The sequence below is a fragment of the Kitasatospora sp. NPDC127116 genome, assembly GCF_042677365.1.
Classification (GTDB): Bacteria; Actinomycetota; Actinomycetes; order Streptomycetales; family Streptomycetaceae; genus Kitasatospora; species Kitasatospora lactacystinica.
Genome location: NZ_JBHXTL010000085.1, coordinates 24,504 through 45,625 on the forward strand (window position 1 = coordinate 24,504; position 21,122 = coordinate 45,625).

Sequence of the window (21,122 nt, forward strand, 5' to 3'; positions counted from 1 at the left end):
GGCTCAGGCGTCGTCTCGTTCGGTGTTCAGGGCCATCTCGATCAGCGCGTCGGCGTCCAGATCGTCCAGGTCGTCCAGATCATCAAGGTCGTCCGACCCGACCGGCACGTCCGGACCGTCCGGCTGGTCCGGGCCGTCGGGCCGGTCGGGTGTCCCGGGTGTGCCCGACGGCGCCGGGTCCGCCAGGCTCAGCAGGGTGTCCATCAGTCCGGCCTCCCGCAGCCGCTCGATCGGGATGGCCGCCAGCGTCGCGCGGACCGCCGCCTCGTCCGGGCCGGCGGGCCGCTCCTCGACCAGGACGCCCAGCTCCTCGCCGAGGAAGGCGGCCACCCGCTGGGGGGTGCGGTGGTTGAACACCAGGCTCGGCGGCAGGCGCAGGCCGGTCACCCGGCTCAGCCGGTTGCGCAGCTCGACCGCGGTCAAGGAGTCGAAGCCGAGGTCCTTGAACGCCTGGCCGGCCGCGACGGAGCGGCCGTCCTGGTAGCGCAGCACGGTGGCCGCCTCGGCCCGCACCACGTCGACCAGGATCTGCGGGCGCCGGCGCGGCGGCGCCGCCGCCAGCCGGGCGGCGAGGGCGGACGCCTCGTCGGCGTCTCCCGTCGCGGCCGGCTCCGCGCCCGCGGCCGCCGCCGGCTCGTCCAGCAGTTCGTGCAGCAGCGGGCTGGGCCGGGCGGAGGTGAACGCCGCGCCGAAGACCTCCCAGTCCACGTCGGCCACGGTCAGACCGCTCTCCGCCCGGTCGACGGCCTGGGCGAGGGCCTGAACGCCGAGTTCGGGATCCATCGGGGTGACGCCGCGGCGCAGCAGGCCGCCGGTGTCCCCGCTGACGGCCAGTCCGGCGCCCGCCCACGCTCCCCAGGCCACCGAGGTGCCGGCCAGGCCGCGGGCCCGGCGGTGCTCCACCAGGGCGTCCAGGAAGGCGTTGCCCGCCGCGTACGCGCCCTGTCCGCCGCCGCCCCAGACCGCGGCGATCGAGGAGAAGACGACGAACTGCTCCAGGTCGAGCCCGGCGGTCAGCTCGTGCAGGTGCACCGCTCCCCCGAGCTTCGCGGCCAGCACCGCGTCGAGCCCGTCGGCGTCGGCCTCGTCCAGCCGGCCCAGGCCGTCGACCCCGGCGGCGTGCAGCACGGCGGTCAGCGGCAGGTCCCGCGGCACGGCGGCCAGCACGCGGGCCAGGGCGTCGCGGTCGGCCACGTCGCACGCGGCGAGGGTGACCCGGCTGCCGTACCCGGCCAGTTCGGCCGCGAGCTCCCGCGCGCCGGGGGTGTCCGCCCCGCGCCGGCCGAGCAGCACCAGGTGCGCGGCGCCGCGCCGGGCCAGCCACCGGGCGGAGTCGGCGCCGAGCGCGCCCAGCCCGCCGGTCACCAGGACCGTTCCGGTGGGCCGCCAGCCCTCGGGCGCCGGAACGGCGGTGTCCAGCGGGGCGCGCACCAGTCGGCGGGCCAGCAGGCCCGTCCCGCGGATCGCGACCTGGTCCTCGCCGGGGGCCTCGCCGAGCAGGACGGTCAGCAGGTCGCCGGCACGGGCGTCCACGGTGACCGGCAGGTCGACCAGGCCGCCCCAGCGCTCCGGGTCCTCCAGCGCGGCCACCCGGCCGAGGCCCCAGACCGACGCCTGGGCCGGGCTGTCCAGCGGATCGTCCCCGCCGGTGCGGACGGCGCCCCGGGTGGCCACCCAGAGCGGCGCCCCGATCCCCGCGCGGCCGAGCGCCTGGAGCAGGGCCACGGTGGCGGCGGTGCCCTCGGGCAGCGCCGATCCGGGCAGCGCGGAGCCGACGGCGGCGGTCAGCGACAGGACGCCGGAGACCTCACCCGCCGCTCCGGCCGCCTCGGCGAGCCGGGCGGCCAGCGCGTCCCGGCCGGTGCCCGGGTCGACCACGACGGTGACCTCGGCCCCGGCGGAGCGGAGCGCGGCGGTGGCCCACTCGGTCAGCTCGGAGTCCTGCGCCGCGACGACCAGCCAGCCGCCGTCCAGCAGCCCCGTGGCGGGCAGGCCGGTCAGCGGCGTCCAGTCGACGCGGTAGCGCCAGCCGTCGATCGTCGCGTCCCGGCGACGCCGGGTCCGCCACGCGGCGAGCGCGGGCACGACCGGGTCCAGCGCCTGCGGGCCGAGGTCCAGCGTGTCGGCCAGCTCCGCCAGGTCGCCGCGCTCCACGGCGGCCCAGAACCCGGCCTCCGCCGGGTCCGCCGGGTCGGCGTCCTGCGGCTTGCCGGCCGGGGCCTGGGCCGGGTCCGGCCAGTAGCGGTCCCGTTGGAAGGCGTAGGTCGGCAGCGGAAGGTGACGGGCCGTGGGCAGCAGCGCGGACCAGTCGATCGCGTCACCAGCCGTCCAGAGCACGGCCAGCGCGGTCAGGACGGTCTCGCGGCCGTCCCGGTCCTTGCGCAGCAGCGGCACGCCGACCGCGTCGGGCGCGCTCTGCGCGGCGAGCGCGGTCAGCACACCGTCCGGGCCCAGCTCGACGAGACGGGTCACGCCCTCGCGGTGCAGGGCCTCGACGCCGTCGGCGAAGCGGACGGCCTCCCGGACCTGGCGGACCCAGTAGTCGGGGGTGGTGAGCAGGCCGGGCTCGGCGATCCCGCCGGTCAGGTTGGAGACGATCGGGATGCGCGGCTCGTTGAAGGTCAACTCCGCGAGGACGGCGGCGAATTCTTCGAGCATCGGCTCCATCAGGGCCGAGTGGAAGGCGTGCGAGACGGTCAGCCGGCTGGTCTTGCGGCCCTCGGCCTTCCAGCGCGCGGCGTACTCCTCGATCGTTTCGACCGGACCCGAAACCACCACCGAGGTCGGGCCGTTGACGGCCGCGACGTCCAGGCGGTCGCCGATCGCCTCGCAGACCTCGGGCTCGGTGGCCTGCACCGCCAGCATCGCTCCGCCCTCGGGCAGCGCCTGCATCAGCCGGCCGCGCGCGGCCACCAGGGCGCACGCGTCGGCGAGCGAGAACACGCCCGCCACATGGGCGGCCGCGATCTCACCGATCGAGTGCCCGAGCAGGAACTCCGGTGCCACGCCCCAGGATTCGAGCAGCCGGAACGACGCCGCCTCGACCGCGAACAGCCCGGCCTGCGCCCACACCGTACGGTCCAGATCCTCGACGCCCTCGAACACCACGTCCTTCACCGGCCGGTCCAGCAGCAGGTCGAACTCCGCGCAGACCGCGTCGAAGGCCTCCGCGAAGGCGGGGAACGCCTCGTACAGGTCCCGGCCCATGCCGACCCGCTGCGCGCCCTGACCGGTGAACAGGAACGCCGTCCGGCCCTCGGTCGCGATCCCGGAGACGACCCCGCCCGAGGAGCGCCCGTCCGCCAGCGCGGCCAGACCGTCCAGCAGTGCCGCCCTGTCGTCGCCGAACACCACCGCACGGTGCTCCAGCACGGCCCGGGAGAGCAGCGTCCCCGCCACCTCCACCGGCGCGAACTCCGGCTCCCTGCCGAGGAATTCGGCCATCCGCCCGGCCTGCGCCGCCAGCGCGCCGGCCGAGCGTCCCGACACGAGCCAGGGCAGCACGCCCTGGGTGGTCTCCGTCTCCTCGACCACCACCGCCGGAGCCGCCTCCAGGATCACGTGGGCGTTGGTGCCGCTGATCCCGAAGGAGGACACACCCGCGCGACGCGGGCGACCGGCCTCCGGCCACGGCCGGGCCTCGGTGAGCAGCTCGACCGCGCCCGCCGACCAGTCCACCTCGGAGGTCCGCTGCTCCGCGTGCAACGTCGCCGGGAGCACGCCGTGCCGCAGCGCCTGCACCATCTTGATGACGCCCGCCACGCCGGCCGCCGCCTGGGTGTGGCCGATGTTGGACTTGATCGAGCCCAGCCACAGCGGCTCGTCACCGCGGCCCTGGCCGTAGGTGGCGAGCAGCGCCTGCGCCTCGATCGGGTCGCCCAGGCTGGTGCCGGTGCCGTGCGCCTCGACGGCGTCCACCTCGGCGGCCGTCAGCCCGGCGCTCGCCAGGGCCTGCCGGATCACCCGCTGCTGAGCCGGACCGTTCGGCGCGGTCAGACCGTTGGACGCGCCGTCCTGGTTGACCGCGCTGCCCCGCACCACCGCCAGCACCTGGTGCCCGAGCCGCCGGGCGTCCGACAGCCGCTCGACCACCAGCACGCCGACGCCCTCGCCCCAGCCCGTACCGTCCGCGCCGGCCGCGAAGGGCTTGCAGCGGCCGTCCGCCGCCAGCCCGCCCTGCCGGGCGAACTCGGTGAACACTCCGGAGCCGGTCATCACCGTCACCCCGCTCGCGAGGGCCAGGTCGCACTCGCCGGAACGCAGCGCCTGCGCCGCGAGGTGCAGCGCGACCAGCGAGGACGAGCAGGCCGTGTCCACGGTCATCGCCGGGCCCTCCAGCCCGAACGCGTACGCCACCCGGCCGGACAGGACGCTGGTCGCGCCACCGGTCAGCCGGTGCCCCTCGGTGTCCTGGGGCAGGTCCACGTCGACGCCGTAGTAGGAGGGCGCGGCGCCGGCGAAGACGCCGATCGGCTCGCCCTTGAGCGCCCGGGGATCGAGGCCGGCGGATTCGAAGGCCTCCCAGGAGGCCTCCAGCAGCAGCCGCTGCTGCGGGTCCATCGCCAGCGCCTCGCGCGGCGAGATCCCGAACAGGCCGGCGTCGAAGTCCGCGACGCCGTCGACGAAGCCCCCGAGGGTGGCGTAGGCGCCGGACTGCCCGGTGAGGTCCCAGCCGCGGTCGGGCGGGAACCGCACGATCCCGTCCCCGCCCGTGGAGACCAGTCGCCACAGGTCGGCCGGGGAGGCCACGTGGCCGGGGAAGCGGCAGGACATGCCGACGATGGCGATCGGCTCGCCGGGGTCGGCGACGGCAGCCGTCGCGCGGGGCCGGTCGGCCTCCTCTGCCGCCCCGAGCAGCAGGGTGGCGAGGAAGTCCGCGAGGGCCGCGGCCGTCGGGTAGTCGAACACCAGGGTGGCGGGCAGCCGCCGCCCGGTGGCGGTGTTCAGCCGGTTGCGCAGTTCCACCGCGGCCAGCGAGTCGACGCCGAGGTCCTTGAACGCCTGCTGCGGCCCGACCGCCTCGGCACCCGCGTGGCCGAGCACGGTGGCCGTGTTCGTCCGGACCAGGTCGAGCAGCAGTTGCCGCCGCTCGCCGTCCTCCAGGCCCCGGAGCCGGCGTTCCAGCGTGGCCTGCCCGCCCGTCGCCGGGCCGTCGGCGGCGTGCCGCAGGGTGGGGCGGACCAGGCCGCGCAGCAGGGACGGCGGCTCGGCGCCCGAGGCGCGGGCGGCCGCGAGGTCGAGCGGGACCGGCAGCAGGTGCGCGGCGGGCAGGGCGGCCGCGCGATCGTGGAGGGCCAGTCCGAGTTCGGCGGTCAGCGTGCCGGAGAGCCGGTCGCCGCTGGTCACGGTGGAACCCTCGGCGAGGTGCCCGGTGAGGGCGCTGGCCTTCGCCCACAGGCCCCAGCCGAGCGACTGCGCGGGCAGGCCGTGCGCCCGGCGGTGCGCGGCGAGGGCGTCCAGGAAGGCGTTCGCGGCCGCGTAGTTGGCCTGGCCGCCGGTGCCGAAGGTCCCCGCGGCGGAGGAGTAGAGCACGAACGCGGCCAGGTCGGCGTCGGCGGTGAGCTCGTGCAGGTTGACGGCCGCGTCCACCTTGGGGCGCAGCACGGCGTCGAGCCGGGCCGGGGTGAGCGCGCCGAACACGCCGTCGTCCAGGACGCCCGCGGTGTGCACGACGCCGGTGAGCGGGTGCTCGGCGGGGATCGCGGCGAGCACCGCGGCCAGCGCCTCGCGGTCGGCGGCGTCGCAGGCCGCGAGGGTCGCCTCGGCGCCCAGTTCCCGCAGGTCGGCGACCAGCTCCGCGGCGCCGGCGGCGGCCGGGCCCTGACGGCTCAGCAGGAGCAGGTGCCGTACGCCGTGCTCGGCGGCCAGGTGGCGGGCCAGCAGCCCGCCCAGGGTGCCGGTGCCACCGGTGATCAGGACGGTGCCCTCGGGGTCGAGCGGCGCCGGGACGGTGAGGACGTTCTTGCCGATGTGCCGGGCCTGGCCGATGTGCCGGAAGGCCTCGACGGCGTTGCGCACGTCCCAGGCCGTGGTCGGCAGGTCGTGCAGCGCGCCGGCGTCGAACAGGGCGATGACCTCGGCGAGGATCTCGCCCATCCGCACCGGTCCGGCCTCGCCGAGGTCGAAGGCGCGGTAGCGGACGTCCTCGCGCGGGAGGTCGGTGCGGACGTCGGCCTTGCCCATCTCCAGGAAGCGGCCGCCAGGCGCGAGCAGGCGCAGCGAGGCGTCGACGAACTCGCCGGCCAGCGCGTTGAGCACGACGTCCACGCCGCGTCCGCCGGTGGCGGCCCGGAAGGACTCCTCGAAGTCCAGGTCGCGGGAGGAGGCGATGCGGGTGTCGTCGAGGCCCTGGGCGCGCAGCACGTCCCACTTGCCGGCGCTGGCCGTGCCGTAGACGTCGAGGCCCAGGTGCCGGCCGAGCTGGACGGCGGCCATGCCGACGCCCCCGGCGGCGGCGTGCACCAGCACGGACTCGCCGGGCCGGACGTCGGCCAGGTCGCGCAGCCCGTAGTAGGCCGTCGCGAACACCAGCGGGACGGCGGCGGCCCGGGCGAAGGTCCAGCCGGCGGGGATGCGGGCCAGCAGGTCGCGGGCCGTGACCGCGGTGGCGGCGATGCCGCCGGAGAAGAAGCCGAACACCCGGTCGCCGGGGGCGAGGTCGGTGACGCCGGGGCCGGTCCCGACCACCACGCCGGACGCCTCGGCGCCCATCGGCGCGCGCTCCGGGTACATGCCGAGCGCGAGCAGCACGTCGCGGAAGTTCACGCCGCCGGCGCGGACGGCGACCCGCACCTCGCCGGGGCCGAGCGGCCGGTCGGCGTCCGGCGCGGGGACCAGGGCGAGGTTCTCCAGCGTCCCGGGACCGAGGGTGTCCAGGCGCCAGGCCTCCCGGCCGGACGGCACGGCGAGCGTGTCCGAGGGCCGGGCCAGCCGGGCGGCGAGGACGGCGCCGTCGCGGACGGCCAGCACCGGCTCGTCGCCGTGGGCGGCGACCGGGCACCAGTCGTCGGCCGGGGCCTCGCCCTCCAGGTCGACCAGCACGATCCGGCCGGGGTTCTCGGTCTGCGCGGAGCGGACCAGGCCCCGGACCGCGGCGGCGACCAGGTCGACGGGCTCCTGGCCGACGGCAACGGCGCCGCGGGTCACGACCACCAGCCGGGTGTCCGCCAGCCGCTCCTCGGCCAGCCAGGCCTGGAGGTCCGTCAGGAGGCGGCCGGCCGTCTCCCGCACCCTGGCGGGCAGGTCGACGGCCTCGGCGGCGGTCGTGGGGACGGGCAGCACGACGGCCTGGGGCGCCGGGCGTCCGTCGTCGAGCGCGGCGACCAGCTCGGCGATCCCGGCGTACCGGGGCGCGTCGAGCGGCGGGACGGCGGGCGCGGGGGTGTCCGCGCCGCCCGGGGCGGGCGCACCGAGCACGGCCCAGGTCGCGGGCCCGGCACCGGCGGCTCCCGACGGCGTGACCGGGGTCCAGTCCAGCGCGAACAGCGCCTCGGCGACGGCCGGGCCGACGGCGGGTCGCAGCTGCTCGGCCTCGACCTCCCGCAGCACCAGGGACTCGATGGTCATGACGGGCGCCCCGGTGCCGTCGGCGACGCTCAGCGCCACGCCGTCGGCGGTCACGGTCAGGGTGACCCGCAGCACGGCGGCACCGGCCGCGTGCAGCCGGACGCCGGTCCAGGCGAACGGCATCCGGGCGGCCCGGTGGGCGTCCGCGGCGGCGGAGAAGCCGACCGCGTGCAGCGCGGCGTCCAGCAGCGCGGGGTGCAGGCCGTACGCCTGCCCCTGGCCGGCGGCGGCCTCGGGGAGCAGCACCTCGGCGTGGACGCTGTCGCCGTCGCTCCAGGCCGCGTGCAGGCCCTGGAACACCGGTCCGTAGCCGTAGCCGACGGCCGTCAGGCGGTCGTAGAAGCCGTCGAGGTCGACGGGCTCGGCCCCCACGGGCGGCCAGGTCCCGGCAGCGGCGGAGCCGTCGGCGGCCGGGGCGGCGGCGCCCGCCGGGGAGAGCACCCCGGTCGCGTGGCACACCCACGCGGAGTCCTCCGCCTCGGAGCGCGACAGGACCTGCACGGTGCGGTCCCCGGCCTCGTCGGCCTCGGAGACGCTCACCTGGACGCCGACGCCGCCCTGCTGCGGCAGCACCAGCGGCGACTGGATCACCAGCTCGCGCAGCACCTCGCAGCCGGCCTCGCGGCCCGCCCTCAGCGCCATCTCCACCAGGGCGGTGCCGGGGACGAGCACGGTCTCCAGGACGGCGTGGTCGGCGAGCCAGGGGTGCACGGCCAGGCTCAGCCGCCCGGTCAGCACCAGTCCCCCGCCGTGCAGGGCGACGACCGCGCCCAGCAGCGGGTGCCGGGCCCCGGTCTGGCCGAGGGCCTTCACGTCGCCCGCCCCGGCGGTCGGCTTCGGCCAGTACCGCTGCCGCTGGAAGGCGTAGGTCGGCAGGTCGAGCCGGCGTCCACCGGTGACGACCAGGGACCAGTCGAGTTCGGTGCCGCTCGTCCACAGGGTGGCGAGCGCGGTCAGCGCGGTCTCGGACTCCGCGCGGTCACGGCGCATCAGCGGGGCGACCGCGCCCTCGGCGAGCTGCTGCCCGACCAGACCCGACAGCACGGCGTCCGGGCCCAGCTCCACGAACCGGCTCACGCCCTCGCGGTGCAGGGCCTCGACGCCGTCGGCGAAGCGGACGGCCTCGCGGACCTGGCGGACCCAGTAGTCGGGGGTGGTGAGCAGGCCGGGCCCGGCGATCCCGCCGGTCAGGTTGGAGACGACCGGAATCTGCGGCTCGGCGAAGGTCAACCCGCCGAGCACGGAAGCGAATTCTTCCAGCATCGGCTCCATCAGCGCCGAGTGGAAGGCGTGCGAGACCGCCAGCCGGCTGGTCTTGCGGCCCTCGGCCTTCCAGCGGGCCGCGAACTCCTCGACCACCTCGACCGGACCCGAAACCACCAGCGAGGTCGGGCCGTTGACGGCCGCGACATCGAGCCGGTCACCGATCTCCGAACGCACCTCCGCCTCGGCGGACTGCACCGCCAGCATCGCCCCGCCGCTCGGCAGCGCGTCCATCAGCCGACCGCGCGCCGCCACCAGGGCGCACGCGTCCGCCAGCGAGAACACGCCCGCCACATGGGCGGCCGCCACCTCACCGATCGAGTGCCCGAGCAGGAACTCCGGCGCCACTCCCCAGGACTCCAGCAGCCGGAACGACGCCACCTCGACCGCGAACAACCCGGCCTGCGCCCACACCGTACGGTCCAGATCCTCGACGCCCTCGAAGACGACCTCGCGCACCGACCGACCGAGCTTCCCGTCCAGCTCCGCACAGACCTCGTCGAACGCCGACGCGAACGCGGGGAAGGCCTCGTACAGCCCCCGGCCCATGCCGACCCGCTGCGCACCCTGACCGGTGAACAGGAACGCCGTCCGGCCCTCCGTCGCGATCCCGGTGACGACCCCGCCCGAGGGGCGGCCGTCCGCCAGCGCGGCCAGGCCGTCCAGCAGCGCCGCCCGGTCGGACCCGAGCAGCACCGCGCGGTGGGCCAGCGCGGCCCGGGAGAGCAGCGTCCCCGCCACCTCTGCCGGTGCGAACTCCGGCTCCCCGCCGAGGAATTCGGCGAGTCGACCGGCCTGCGCCGCCAGTGCCTCGGACGATCCGCCCGACACCGGCCACGGCGCCACGGCGTTCGGAGCCGGGGGCTCCTCCGCCGGAGCCCCCTCCGCCGGAGCCTCCGGCGCCGACTCCAGGATGACGTGGGCGTTGGTGCCGCTGATCCCGAAGGAGGACACCCCCGCGCGACGCGGACGGTCCGCCTCCGGCCACGGACGGGCCTCGGTCAGCAGCTCGACCGCGCCGGCCGACCAGTCGACGTGCGGGGACGGCGCGTCCGCGTGCAGGGTGGCCGGCAGGACGCCCTGCCGCATCGCCTGCACCATCTTGATCACGCCCGCCACACCGGCCGCCGCCTGGGTGTGCCCGATGTTCGACTTGATCGAGCCCAGCCAGAGCGGCCGCCCCTCGGGGCGCTCCTGCCCGTAGGTGGCCAGCAGCGCCTGGGCCTCGATCGGGTCGCCCAGGCTGGTGCCGGTGCCGTGCGCCTCGACCGCGTCCACCTCGGCCGCCTCCAGGCGGGCGTTGGCCAGCGCCTGCCGGATCACCCGCTCCTGCGACGGGCCGTTCGGCGCCGTCAGACCGTTCGAGGCGCCGTCCTGGTTGACCGCGCTCCCCCGGACCACCGCCAGCACCTCGTGCCCGAGCCGCTGCGCGTCCGACAGCCGCTCCAGCACCAGCACGCCGACGCCCTCGCCCCAGCCCGTGCCGTCCGCGTCCGCCGCGAAGGCCTTGCAGCGGCCGTCCGCCGCCAGCCCGCCCTGCCGGTTGAAGCTGGCGTACCCGCCGGGGGTGGACATCACGGTGGCGCCGCCCGCGAGGGCCAGGTCGCACTCGCCGGAGCGCAGCGCGTGCGCCGCGAGGTGCATGGCGACCAGCGAGGACGAGCAGGCCGTGTCCACGGTGACCGCCGGGCCCTCCAGCCCGAACACGTACGAGAGCCGGCCGGACATCACGCTGGCGGTGGTGCCGGTGGCGATGTGCCCCTCCAGGCCCTCCGGGGAGGCGAGCGCGACCAGGCCGTAGTCCTGGCCGTTGGTGCCCGCGAACACCCCGGTTCGGCTGCCGCGCAGCGCGCGCGGGTTCAGGCCGGCGGCCTCGAAGGCCTCCCAGGAGGCTTCCAGCAGCAGGCGCTGCTGCGGGTCCATGGCGGTGGCCTCGCGCGGGCTGATGCCGAAGAACGCCGCGTCGAACTCGTCGGCGTCGTGGAGGAAGCCGCCCTGCCGGGCGTAGTCCTCGTCCTCGTCCTCGGCCCAGCCCCGGTTGGTCGGGAAGTCGCCGACCGCGTCGGTGCGTCCGGCCACCAGCCGCCACAGCTCGGCGGGCGTCCGCACCCCGCCGGGGAAGCGGCAGCCCATGCCGACGATGGCGATCGGCTCCTGCGCGCGGTCCTCGATGGTGCGGATCCGGCGGTGCGCCTGGCGGAGCTCGCCCGTCACCCACTTCAGATGGTCGAGCAGCTTCTGGTCATCCGCCATGGATCTTCCCCTTCACGAACGGTGCCTCGACGACGATCAAGCCGGGCCCCCGAATTCCTTCCGGATGAGGTCGAGGACCTCATCGGCGCTGGCGTCGTCCAGCGCGTCGTCCGATTGCGTCTCGCCCGTGCCCGCCAGGCGGGCCAGCAGGCCCTGGAGCCGGGCGGCGACGTCCGCCCGTTCCCGCTCGTCGGCGTCGAGCCGCAGCAGCCTGGCCTCCAGCCGGTCCAGGTCCGCCACTACGTCGACCGTCCGGTCGGCCTCCTCGGGCAGCAGCAGGCTGCCGAGGTGGGCGCCGAGCGCGGTGGGCGTCGGGTGGTCGAACACCAGCGTGGCCGGCAGGTTGAGACCGGTCTCGTGGTGCAGCAGGTTGCGGAACTCCACCGCGATCAGCGAGTCGAACCCGATCGAGCGGAACGCCTGGTCCGGTGCGACGGCCTCGGCGCTGTCGCGGCCGAGGACCGCGGCGGCGCGGGCGCGGACCAGGTCGAGCAGCATCCGCTGCCGCTGCGGGGCGGGCAGCGCCGCCAGTTCCCGGCGCAGCCCGGCGGAGCCGTCGAGGACGACCGCCTCGGCCGCCGACGGGACCAGCGCCGCGAACTCCGCCAGGTCGCGCATCAGCGGGTTCGGCCGCGTCCCGGCGAACCGGGGCGCGAAGGTGGGCCAGTCGATGTCCGCGACCACCAGGTTCGGCCGGTCCCCGCCGATCGCCCGGGCCAGGGCCCGGACCGCCGAACGCGGGTCCATCGCCGGGACCCCGCTGCGGCGCAGCCGGTCCGTCACGACCTGACCGGTGGCCATTCCGTCCTGCGCCCACGGGCCCCAGGCCACCGACACGCCGGGCAGGCCCCGGTCGTGCCGGTGCTCCATCCAGGCGTCCAGGAAGGCGTTCGCCGCGGCGTAGTTGCCCTGTCCGGCGCTGCCGACGGTGCCGGCCAGCGAGGAGAACGCCACGAAGAAGTCCAGGTCACCGGTGAGTTCGTCCAGGTGCACCAGGCCGGACGCCTTCGCCGCCAGGACGGTGGCGAACCGCTCCGGGGTGAGGGCGTCGAGCGTGCCGTCGTCCAGGACCCCGGCCGCGTGCACCACGCCGATCAGCGGGGCCTCGGACGGGACCTGCGCCAGCACCGCCGCCAGCGCCTCGCGGTCGGCGGCGTCGCAGGCCGCGACGGTCGCCTCGGCGCCCAGTTCGGCGAGTTCGGCGACGAGTTCGGCGACGCCGGGCGCCTCCGGGCCGCGGCGGCCGGTCAGCAGCAGCCGGGTGACGCCGGACTCGGCGAGCCAGCGGGCGACCACCGCGCCCAGCGCGCCGGTTCCGCCGGTGACCAGCACCGTGCCGGGACCGGACGGCGCCCACGAGGGCTCCGCCGTACCGTCGGTGGCGTCGACCCGGACGAGGCGCCGGACGAGGGCCTCGCCCGCGCCGCGCACCGCGACCTGGTCCTCGCCCGGTGTGCCGCCCAGCACGCCGGCCAGGGTCCGGCCGGCCGCCGCGTCCACGGTCTCCGGCAGGTCGACCAGGCCGCCCCAGCGCTGCGGGTGCTCCAGCGCGGCGACCCGGCCGAGGCCCCACACCTGCGCCTGCGCCGGGTCGGCGAGCAGGTCGCCGGGGCCGGTCCGGACGGCGCCGCGGGTGAGCGTCCACAGCGGCGTCTTCAGGTTGGCGTCGCCGAGCGCCTGCACCGTCACCAGGGTGGCGGCCACGGCCGGCGACACGGCGCGGTCGGCGTCCGGGCCGTCGTGGGCGGCGGCCAACAGCACCGCGCCGGCCACGTCGGGCACGCCCTCGACCGCGGCCAGGAGGCGGGCCGCGAGAGCGGCCCGGTCGAGGTCCGCCGGGTCCAGTACGAGGTCGACGGTGCGCGCCCCGGCGGAGCGGATCGCCGTGCGCACGCCCTCGGCCAGGTCCCGGTCGGTCCCGTCGAGGACCAGCACCAGCCAGCTCCCGTCCAGTTCGGGCTCGGCGACCGGCGCCGGGACCGGCTTCCAGGTGACCTCGTAGCGCCAGCTGTCGAGCACCGAGTCCCGGCGGCGCAGCCGGCGCCAGGAGGAGAGCGCGGGCAGGATCTCGCCGAGCACCTCGGACCGCTCGCCGAGGCGCAGCGTGCCCGCCAGTTCGGCCAGGTCCTCGCGCTCGACGGCCTCCCAGAACCGGGACTCCACGGCGTCCCCTGACGGCAGCGGCGCGGGCGCCGGGGTCGGCCAGAACCGCTCGTGGTGGAAGGCGTACGTCGGCAGGTCGACCCGTCGGCCGCGCGGCAGGACCGCCGGCCAGTCCACCTCGGCGCCGGCCGTCCAGAGCCGGGCCAGCGCGTGCAGCGCCGTCCCGGCCTCGTTCCGGTCGCGCCGCATCACGGGGGCGAACACGGCCTCGGAGACCGACTGCTGGGCCAGCGCGCAGAGCACGCCGTCCGGGCCGAGCTCCACGAAGCGGGTGACGCCCTCGCGGTGCAGGGTCTCGACGCCGTCGGCGAAGCGGACGGCTTCGCGGACCTGCCGCACCCAGTAGTCGGGGGTGGTGAGCAGGCCGGGTTCGGCGATCCCGCCAGTCAAGTTGGAGACGACCGGGATGCGCGGCTCGGCGAAGGTCAACCCGCCGAGTACGGAGGCGAATTCGCCGAGCATCGGCTCCATCAGCGCCGAGTGGAAGGCGTGCGAGACCGTCAGACGGCTGGTCTTGCGACCCTCGGCCTTCCAGCGGGCCGCGAACTCCTCGACCACCTCGGCCGGACCCGAAACCACCAGCGCGGTCGGGCCGTTGACGGCCGCGACATCCAGCCGACCGCCGATCGCGTCGCGGACCTCGGCCTCGGTGGCCTGCACCGCCAGCATCGCCCCGCCGCTCGGCAGCGCGTCCATCAGCCGGCCGCGCGCCGCCACCAGGGCGCACGCGTCGGCGAGCGAGAACACCCCGGCGACGTGGGCGGCCGCGATCTCACCGATCGAGTGGCCGAGCAGGAACTCCGGTGCCACACCCCAGGATTCGAGCAGCCGGTACGAGGCGACCTCGACCGCGAACAGGCCGGCCTGAGCCCACACCGTACGGTCCAGATCCTCGGCGCCCTCGAACACCACATCCTTCACCGGCCGGTCCAGCAGCAGGTCGAACTCCGCGCAGACCGCGTCGAAGGCCGCCGCGAAAACCGGCTGCGCGTCGTACAACTCCCGGCCCATGCCTGCGCGCTGGGCGCCCTGGCCGGTGAACAGGAAGGCCAGGCGGCCCTCCCGCACTGTGCCGGTGACCACGTCCGCCGAGAAGGCCGCCGAGGCGAGGGCCCCGGCGCCGGAGCGCAGCGCTTCCCGGTCGGCGCCGAGCACGACGGCGCGGTGCGCCAGCCCGGCCCGTCCGGTCGCCAGCGACCAGGCCGCGTCCACCGGGTCGTGGCCGGGTTCGGCGTCCAGGTGCGCGGTGAGCCGCTGTGCCTGGGCCCGCAGCGATTCGGCGCTCTGCCCGGAGAGCAGCCACGGCAGACCGCCCGCCGGAACGGCGGCCGGGGGCTCCACCGCTTCCGCCGACTCCACCGGGTCCGCCGGGGCGGACTCCAGGATGATGTGGGCGTTGGTGCCGCTGATGCCGAAGGAGGAGACGCCCGCCCGGCGCGGCCGGTCCAGCTCGGGCCAGGGGCGCGCCTCGGTGAGCAGTTCCACCGCGCCCGCCGACCAGTCGACCTGGGGCGACGGCTCACCGACGTGCAGGGTGGCCGGCAGCACGCCGTGCCGCAGCGCCTGCACCATCTTGATCACACCCGCCACACCGGCCGCGGCCTGGGTGTGGCCGATGTTGGACTTGATCGAGCCGAGCCAGAGCGGTTCGCCCGCACGCTCCCGGCCGTAGGTGGCCAGCAGCGCCTGGGCCTCGATCGGGTCGCCGAGCTTGGTGCCGGTGCCGTGCGCCTCGACGGCGTCCACGTCCGCGGCCGACAGCCCGGCATTGGCCAGGGCCTGGCGGATCACCCGCTGCTGGGCGGGGCCGTTCGGGGCGGTGAGGCCGTTGGAGGCGCCGTCCTGGTTGACCGCGCTGCCCCGCACCACCGCCAGCACCCGGTGCCCGTTGCGGCGCGCGTCCGAGAGCCGCTCGACCAGCAGGACGCCGACGCCCTCGCCCCAGCCCGTACCGTCCGCGTCCGCCGCGAAGGCCTTGCAGCGGCCGTCGGCGGCCAGGCCGCCCTGGCGGTCGAACTCGCTGAACACGCCCGGCGTGGACATCACGGTGACACCGCCGGCCAGCGCCAGTTCGCACTCGCCCCGGCGCAGCGCCTGCGCCGCGAGGTGCAGGGCGACCAGCGAGGCGGAGCAGGCCGTGTCCACGGTCAGCGCCGGTCCCTCCAGCCCGAACGCGTACGCGACCCGGCCGGAGAGCACCGCCGCCGCGTTGCCGGTGGCGACGTGCCCCTCGACCTTGTCCTCGGCGGCGGCGAGCAGCGTCGGGTAATCCTGGCCGTTGGTGCCCGCGAAGACGCCCACGGACCGGCCCCGCGCGGACCGCGGGTCCATTCCGGCGGACTCGAAGGTCTCCCAGACCGTCTCCAGCAGCAGCCGCTGCTGGGGGTCCATCGCGAGGGCCTCGCGCGGCGAGATGCCGAACAGCGTGGCGTCGAACTCCGCGACGCCGTCGAGGAAGCCGCCGACGGCCGCGTACGAGCCCGACCGGTCGGCGAGGTCCCACCCGCGGTCGACGGGGAAGCCGGTCATCGCGTCCCCGCTGCCGGAGAGCAGCGCCCACAGGGCCTCCGGCGTCCGGGCGCCGCCCGGGAACCGGCAGGCCATGCCGACGATCGCGATCGGCTCGTCCTCGGCGGCGACGGACGCGGTGTCCGGCGCCGGCACCGGGTCGGCCGCACCGTACAGCTCGGCGAGCAGGAACTCGCCCAGGGCGATCGGCGTCGGGTGGTCGAAGACCAGGGTGGCCGGCAGCCGGAGGCCGGTGCGGGCACCGATCAGGTTGCGGAAGGCCACCGCGGTCAGCGAGTCGAAGCCGATGTCGCGGAAGGCCCGGCCCGGTTCGACGCTCGCGCTCGACGCGTGCCCCAGCACTGCGGCCGCGCAGCTGCGGATCAGGTCCAGCAGCGCCCGGTCGCGCTGGGCGGGGGGCAGCTCCGCGAGCCCCCGCGCCCCGGTCGCTTCCGCCCCGGCGTCATCGGCCCGGTCGGCCCGGTCGGTCCGGGCCGCTTCGGGCAGCTCGGCCAGCAGCGGGCTGGTCCTGGCCCCGGCGAAGGCGGGCAGCATCCGCGCCCAGTCGACGTCGGCGATCGCCACGAGGTCCTCGCCGTGGTCGACGGCCCTGGCCATCGCCTCCATCGCCAGTCGTGCGTCCATCGGCGTCAGTCCGGCGCGCCGGACCCGGTCGGCCACCACGTCCTCGGTGGCCATGCCCTGCTCCGCCCAGGCGCCCCAGGCGATCGAGAGTCCGGCGAGGCCGCGGTCGCGGCGCCGCTGGATCCACGCGTCCAGGAAGGCGTTCGCCGCCGCGTAGTTGCCCTGCCCGGCACTGCCCAGCGTCCCCGCCAGCGAGGAGAACACCACGAACAGGTCAAGGTCCAGCCCGGCCGTCAACTCGTCCAGGTGCAGCAGCCCGCCGACCTTGCCCGCGAAGACCGTCTCGAAGCGCTCCGCCGACTGCGCGTCCAGCATCCCGTCGTCCACCACACCCGCGGTGTGCACCACACCGCTCAGCGGCAGCTCGGCCGGAATCCCCGCCAGCAGGGACACCACCGCGTCACGGTCCGCCACATCACAGGCAGCGACCGTCACCCGGGCACCCAGGGCCGTCAGCTCCGCCACCAACTCGCCCGCGCCCGGCGTCTCGACACCACGACGACCGGTCAGCACCAGATGCGGCACACCACGCCCGGCCAGCCAACGAGCCACCGACGCACCCAGCGCCCCCAGCCCACCGGTCACCAGCACCGTCCCGGACGGCGCCCACCCGTCGACCCGGCCGACGGGCTGGGGCGCGTGCACGAACCTGCGACCGTACGCACCGGAGGAACGCACCGCCACCTGGTCCTCACCACCGCCCAGCACCGCCACCAGCCGACGACCGACCCGCTCGTCCACCACCGGCGGAAGATCGACCAACCCGCCCCACACATCCGGCAGCTCCAGCGCCGCCACCCGGCCAAGACCCCACACCTGCGCCTGCCACGGGCTCACCAACCGGTCCGCCCGGCCCACCGACACCGCACCGGACGTCACCGACCACAGCTTGGCCCGGACACCGGAGTCGGCGAGGGCATGCAGCAGGGTCAGCGTCGCTGCCACCCCGGCCGGGAGCAGCGAGCCCCCGGCATGCGGCTCGGCGTGCGGCTCGGCGTCGGTGGCGAGGAGCGAGACCACACCCGCCAGCCCGCCCCCGGCGTTCAACTCGCGCATCCGGTCGGCCAGTTCCTCCCGGCCGGCGCCGTCGACGGCCAGCGGAACGACCTCCGCACCGGCGGCCAGCAGCGCGCTCTCCACGCCCTCCACCGACGCACCCGCACCAGCACCCGCACCCGCACCCGTCACCAGCAGCCAACGACCGGACAGCCGCCCCTCCGCCGAACCGGCCAACGGCTTCCACGTCACCCGGTACCGCCACGAGTCCACCACCGAATCCACCCGACGCCGCTGCCGCCACGAGGACAGCACCGGCAGGACGGAGCCCAACTCCTCGGGCGCCCGGTCGATGTCCAGGGCCGCGGCGAGTTCGCCGAGGTCCTGGCGCTCCACGGCCTGCCAGAAGCGCGCCTCGTCCGGGTCGGCCACGACGGCCGTTCCGGGCGCGGCCTTCGGCCAGTAGCGCTCCCGCTGGAAGGCGTAGGTCGGCAGCTCGGTCCGGCGGCCGGCGGGCAGCAGCCCGGACCAGTCGATCTCCGCCCCGGCCGTCCACAGCGTGGCGAGCGCCCGCAGTGCCGTGTCGGCGTCGTCCCGGTCCTTGCGCAGCAGCGGCGCGCAGACCGCGTCGGGGAGCATCCGGCCGGCCAGCGCGGTCAGCACGCCGTCCGGGCCGAGCTCCACGAAGCGGGTGACGCCCCGGCCGTGCAGCGCCTCGACGCCGTCGGCGAAGCGGACGGCCTCGCGGACCTGCCGCACCCAGTAGGACGGGGTGGACATCAGCCCGGGCCCGGCGAGTTCGCCGGTCAGGTCGGAGACGATCGGCAGCTGCGGCTCCGCGTAGGTCAACTCCGCCAGAACGGCGGCGAATTCTTCGAGCATCGGCTCCATCAGGGCCGAGTGGAAGGCGTGCGAGACGGTCAGCCGGCTGGTCTTGCGGCCCTCGGCCCGCCAGCGCTCGGCGAGCTCCTCGACGGCCTCCGCCGGGCCGGAGACCACCAGCGAGGTCGGACCGTTGACGGCCGCGACGTCCAGGCGGTCGCCGATCGCGTCGCGGACCTCGGCCTCGGTGGCCTGTACGGCGAGCATCACCCCGCCCTCGGGCAGTGCGTCCATCAGCCGGCCGCGCGCCGCCACCAGGGCGCAGGCGTCCACCAGCGAGAACACCCCGGCGACGTGGGCGGCGGCGATCTCGCCGATCGAGTGCCCGAGGAGGAAGTCGGCCGTCACGCCCCAGGATTCGAGCAACCGGTACGAGGCGACCTCGACCGCGAACAGCCCGGCCTGCGCCCACACCGTCCGGTCCAGATCCTCGACGCCCTCGAACACCACGTCCTTCACCGGCCGGTCCAGCAGCAGGTCCAGCTCGGCGCAGACCGCGTCGAAGGCCGCCGCGAACACCGGGAACCGCGCGTACAGCCCGGCCCCCATCCCGGCCCGCTGCGCGCCCTGACCGGTGAACAGGAAGGCCGTACCCCCCTGCGCCGTACCCCCCTGCGCCGTACCCCCCTGCGCCGGGACGCCCGAGACCACCAGGGCCGAGGGCTCGCCCGCCGCCAGCGCGGCGACACCGGAGCGCAGCTCGTCCCGGTCGCCGCCGAACACCACCGCGCGGTGGTCCAGCGCGGCCCGGGACAGCAGCCCCGCGGCCACCTCCGCCGGAGCGAACTCCGGTTCGGCCGCGAGGAATCCGGCCAGTCGCCCGGCCTGCGCCGCCAGTGCGGAGGCGGTCCGCCCCGACACCGGCCACGGCAGCACACCCTCGACGGCCACCGGCTCCTCGGCCGCCACCGCGGGCGCGGCCTCCAGGATGACGTGGGCGTTGGTGCCGCTGATGCCGAAGGAGGAGACGCCCGCGCGGCGCGGCCGGTCCAGCTCGGGCCAGGGGCGGGACTCGGTGAGCAGTTCCACCGCGCCCGCCGACCAGTCGACCTCGGAGGTCCGCTGCTCCGCGTGCAACGTCGCCGGGAGCACGCCGTGCCGCAGCGCCTGCACCATCTTGATCACACCCGCCACACCGGCCGCGGCCTGGGTGTGCCCGATGTTCGACTTGATCGCGCCGAGCCAGAGCGGCTCACCGGCCCGCTCCTGGCCGTAGGTGGCCAGCAGCGCCTGGGCCTCGATCGGGTCGCCGAGGCGGGTACCGGTGCCGTGCGCCTCGACGGCGTCGACGTCGGCGGCCGACAGCCCGGCACTCGCCAGCGCCTGCCGGATCACCCGCTCCTGCGACGGGCCGTTCGGGGCGGTGAGGCCGTTGGACGCGCCGTCCTGGTTGACCGCGCTGCCGCGCACCACCGCCAGCACCTCGTGCCCGTGGCGCCGCGCGTCCGACAGCCGCTCCAGCACCAGCACGCCGACGCCCTCCGACCAGCCGGTGCCGTCCGCCTCGGCCGAGAAGGCCTTGCAGCGGCCGTCCGAGGCCAGGCCGCCCTGCCGGGCGAACTCGGCGAAGGCGGTGTTGGTGGACATCACGGTGACACCGCCGGCCAGCGCCAGTTCGCACTCGCCCCGGCGCAGCGCCTGCGCCGCGAGGTGCAGGGCGACCAGCGAGGCGGAGCAGGCCGTGTCCACGGTCAGCGCCGGGCCCTCCAGCCCGAACGCGTACGCGACCCGGCCGGAGAGCACCGACGCGGCGTTGCCGGTCAGCACGTGCCCCTCGACCTCCTCGCCGGAGGCGGCGAGCAGGGTGCCGTAGTCCTGGCCGTTGGTGCCGACGAAGACGCCGACGGGGGCGCCGTGGACGGACAGCGGGTCGGTGCCCGCCGATTCGAAGGCCTCCCAGGACGCCTCCAGCAGCAGCCGCTGCTGGGGGTCCATCGCGAGGGCCTCGCGCGGCGAGATGCCGAACAGGCTCGCGTCGAAGTCGGTGGCGTGCCGGAGGAAGCCGCCCTCGGGCGCGTACGTCCCGGCGTCGCGGTCGAGGTCCCAGCCGCGGTCGGTCGGGAACGGGCCGACGCCGTCCGCGCCGTCGGTCAGCAGCTGCCACAGTTCGGCGGGCGTGCCGACGTCGCCGGGGAAGCGGCAGCTCATGCCGACGATCACGATCGGCTCGTCGGTCCCGGCCGGTGCGGGCGCCATCGCCTCGGTCAGCACGGCCCGGTCACCGAGCATCAGGCCGAGCAGGTGATCGGCGAGCCGGGTGGGCGTCGGGTGGTCGAACACGAGCGTCGTCGGCAGCCGCAGCGCGGTCTCGGCGCCGAGCCGGTTGCGCAGTTCGACGGCGGTCAGCGAGTCGAAGCCCAGCTCCCGGAAGGCCCGGGCGGGCGCCACCGCGTCGACCGAGGCGTGGCCGAGCACGGACGCGGCCTGGGCCCGGACGAGGTCGAGCAGCAGCTGGCGGCGCCGGCCGGCCGGCGCCGAGGCCAGCTCGGAGCCCATCGGCACGGGGGCCTCCGCCCCGGCGGGCGCGGGCCGCGCCGCGGCTTCCGGCAGGTCCGCGAGCAGGGTGCTCGGACGGGAGCCGGTGAAGCCGCCGAGGAACTGCGGCCAGTCGATGTCGGCGACGCTGACCTCGGTCTCGTCGTGGTCGACGGCCCTGGCCAGGGCCTGGATCGCGAGTTCCGGGTCCATCGGCAGCACGCCGCCGCGCCGCAGCCGCTCGACGACCACCTCGCCGGTGGCGAGGCCGTCCTGCGCCCAGGCGCCCCAGGCGATCGAGAGTCCGGCGAGGCCGCGGTCGCGGCGCCGCTGGATCCACGCGTCCAGGAAGGCGTTCGCCGCCGCGTAGT

The 21,122-nt window shown here is 76.3% G+C and carries 2 protein-coding genes; both read right to left on the reverse strand.

Annotated elements, in window-relative coordinates; genetic code table 11:
- Positions 1-3 precede the first annotated feature (3 nt).
- Positions 4-11,082: a type I polyketide synthase gene (locus ACFVHV_RS29000; protein WP_380354801.1), complete on the reverse strand. Its 11,079-nt coding sequence runs from the start codon at positions 11,080-11,082 to the stop codon at positions 4-6.
- A 36-nt stretch (positions 11,083-11,118) separates the two neighbouring features.
- Positions 11,119-21,122: type I polyketide synthase (locus ACFVHV_RS29005; RefSeq protein ID WP_380354804.1), on the reverse strand; the 10,004-nt coding region annotated here is incomplete at its 5' end.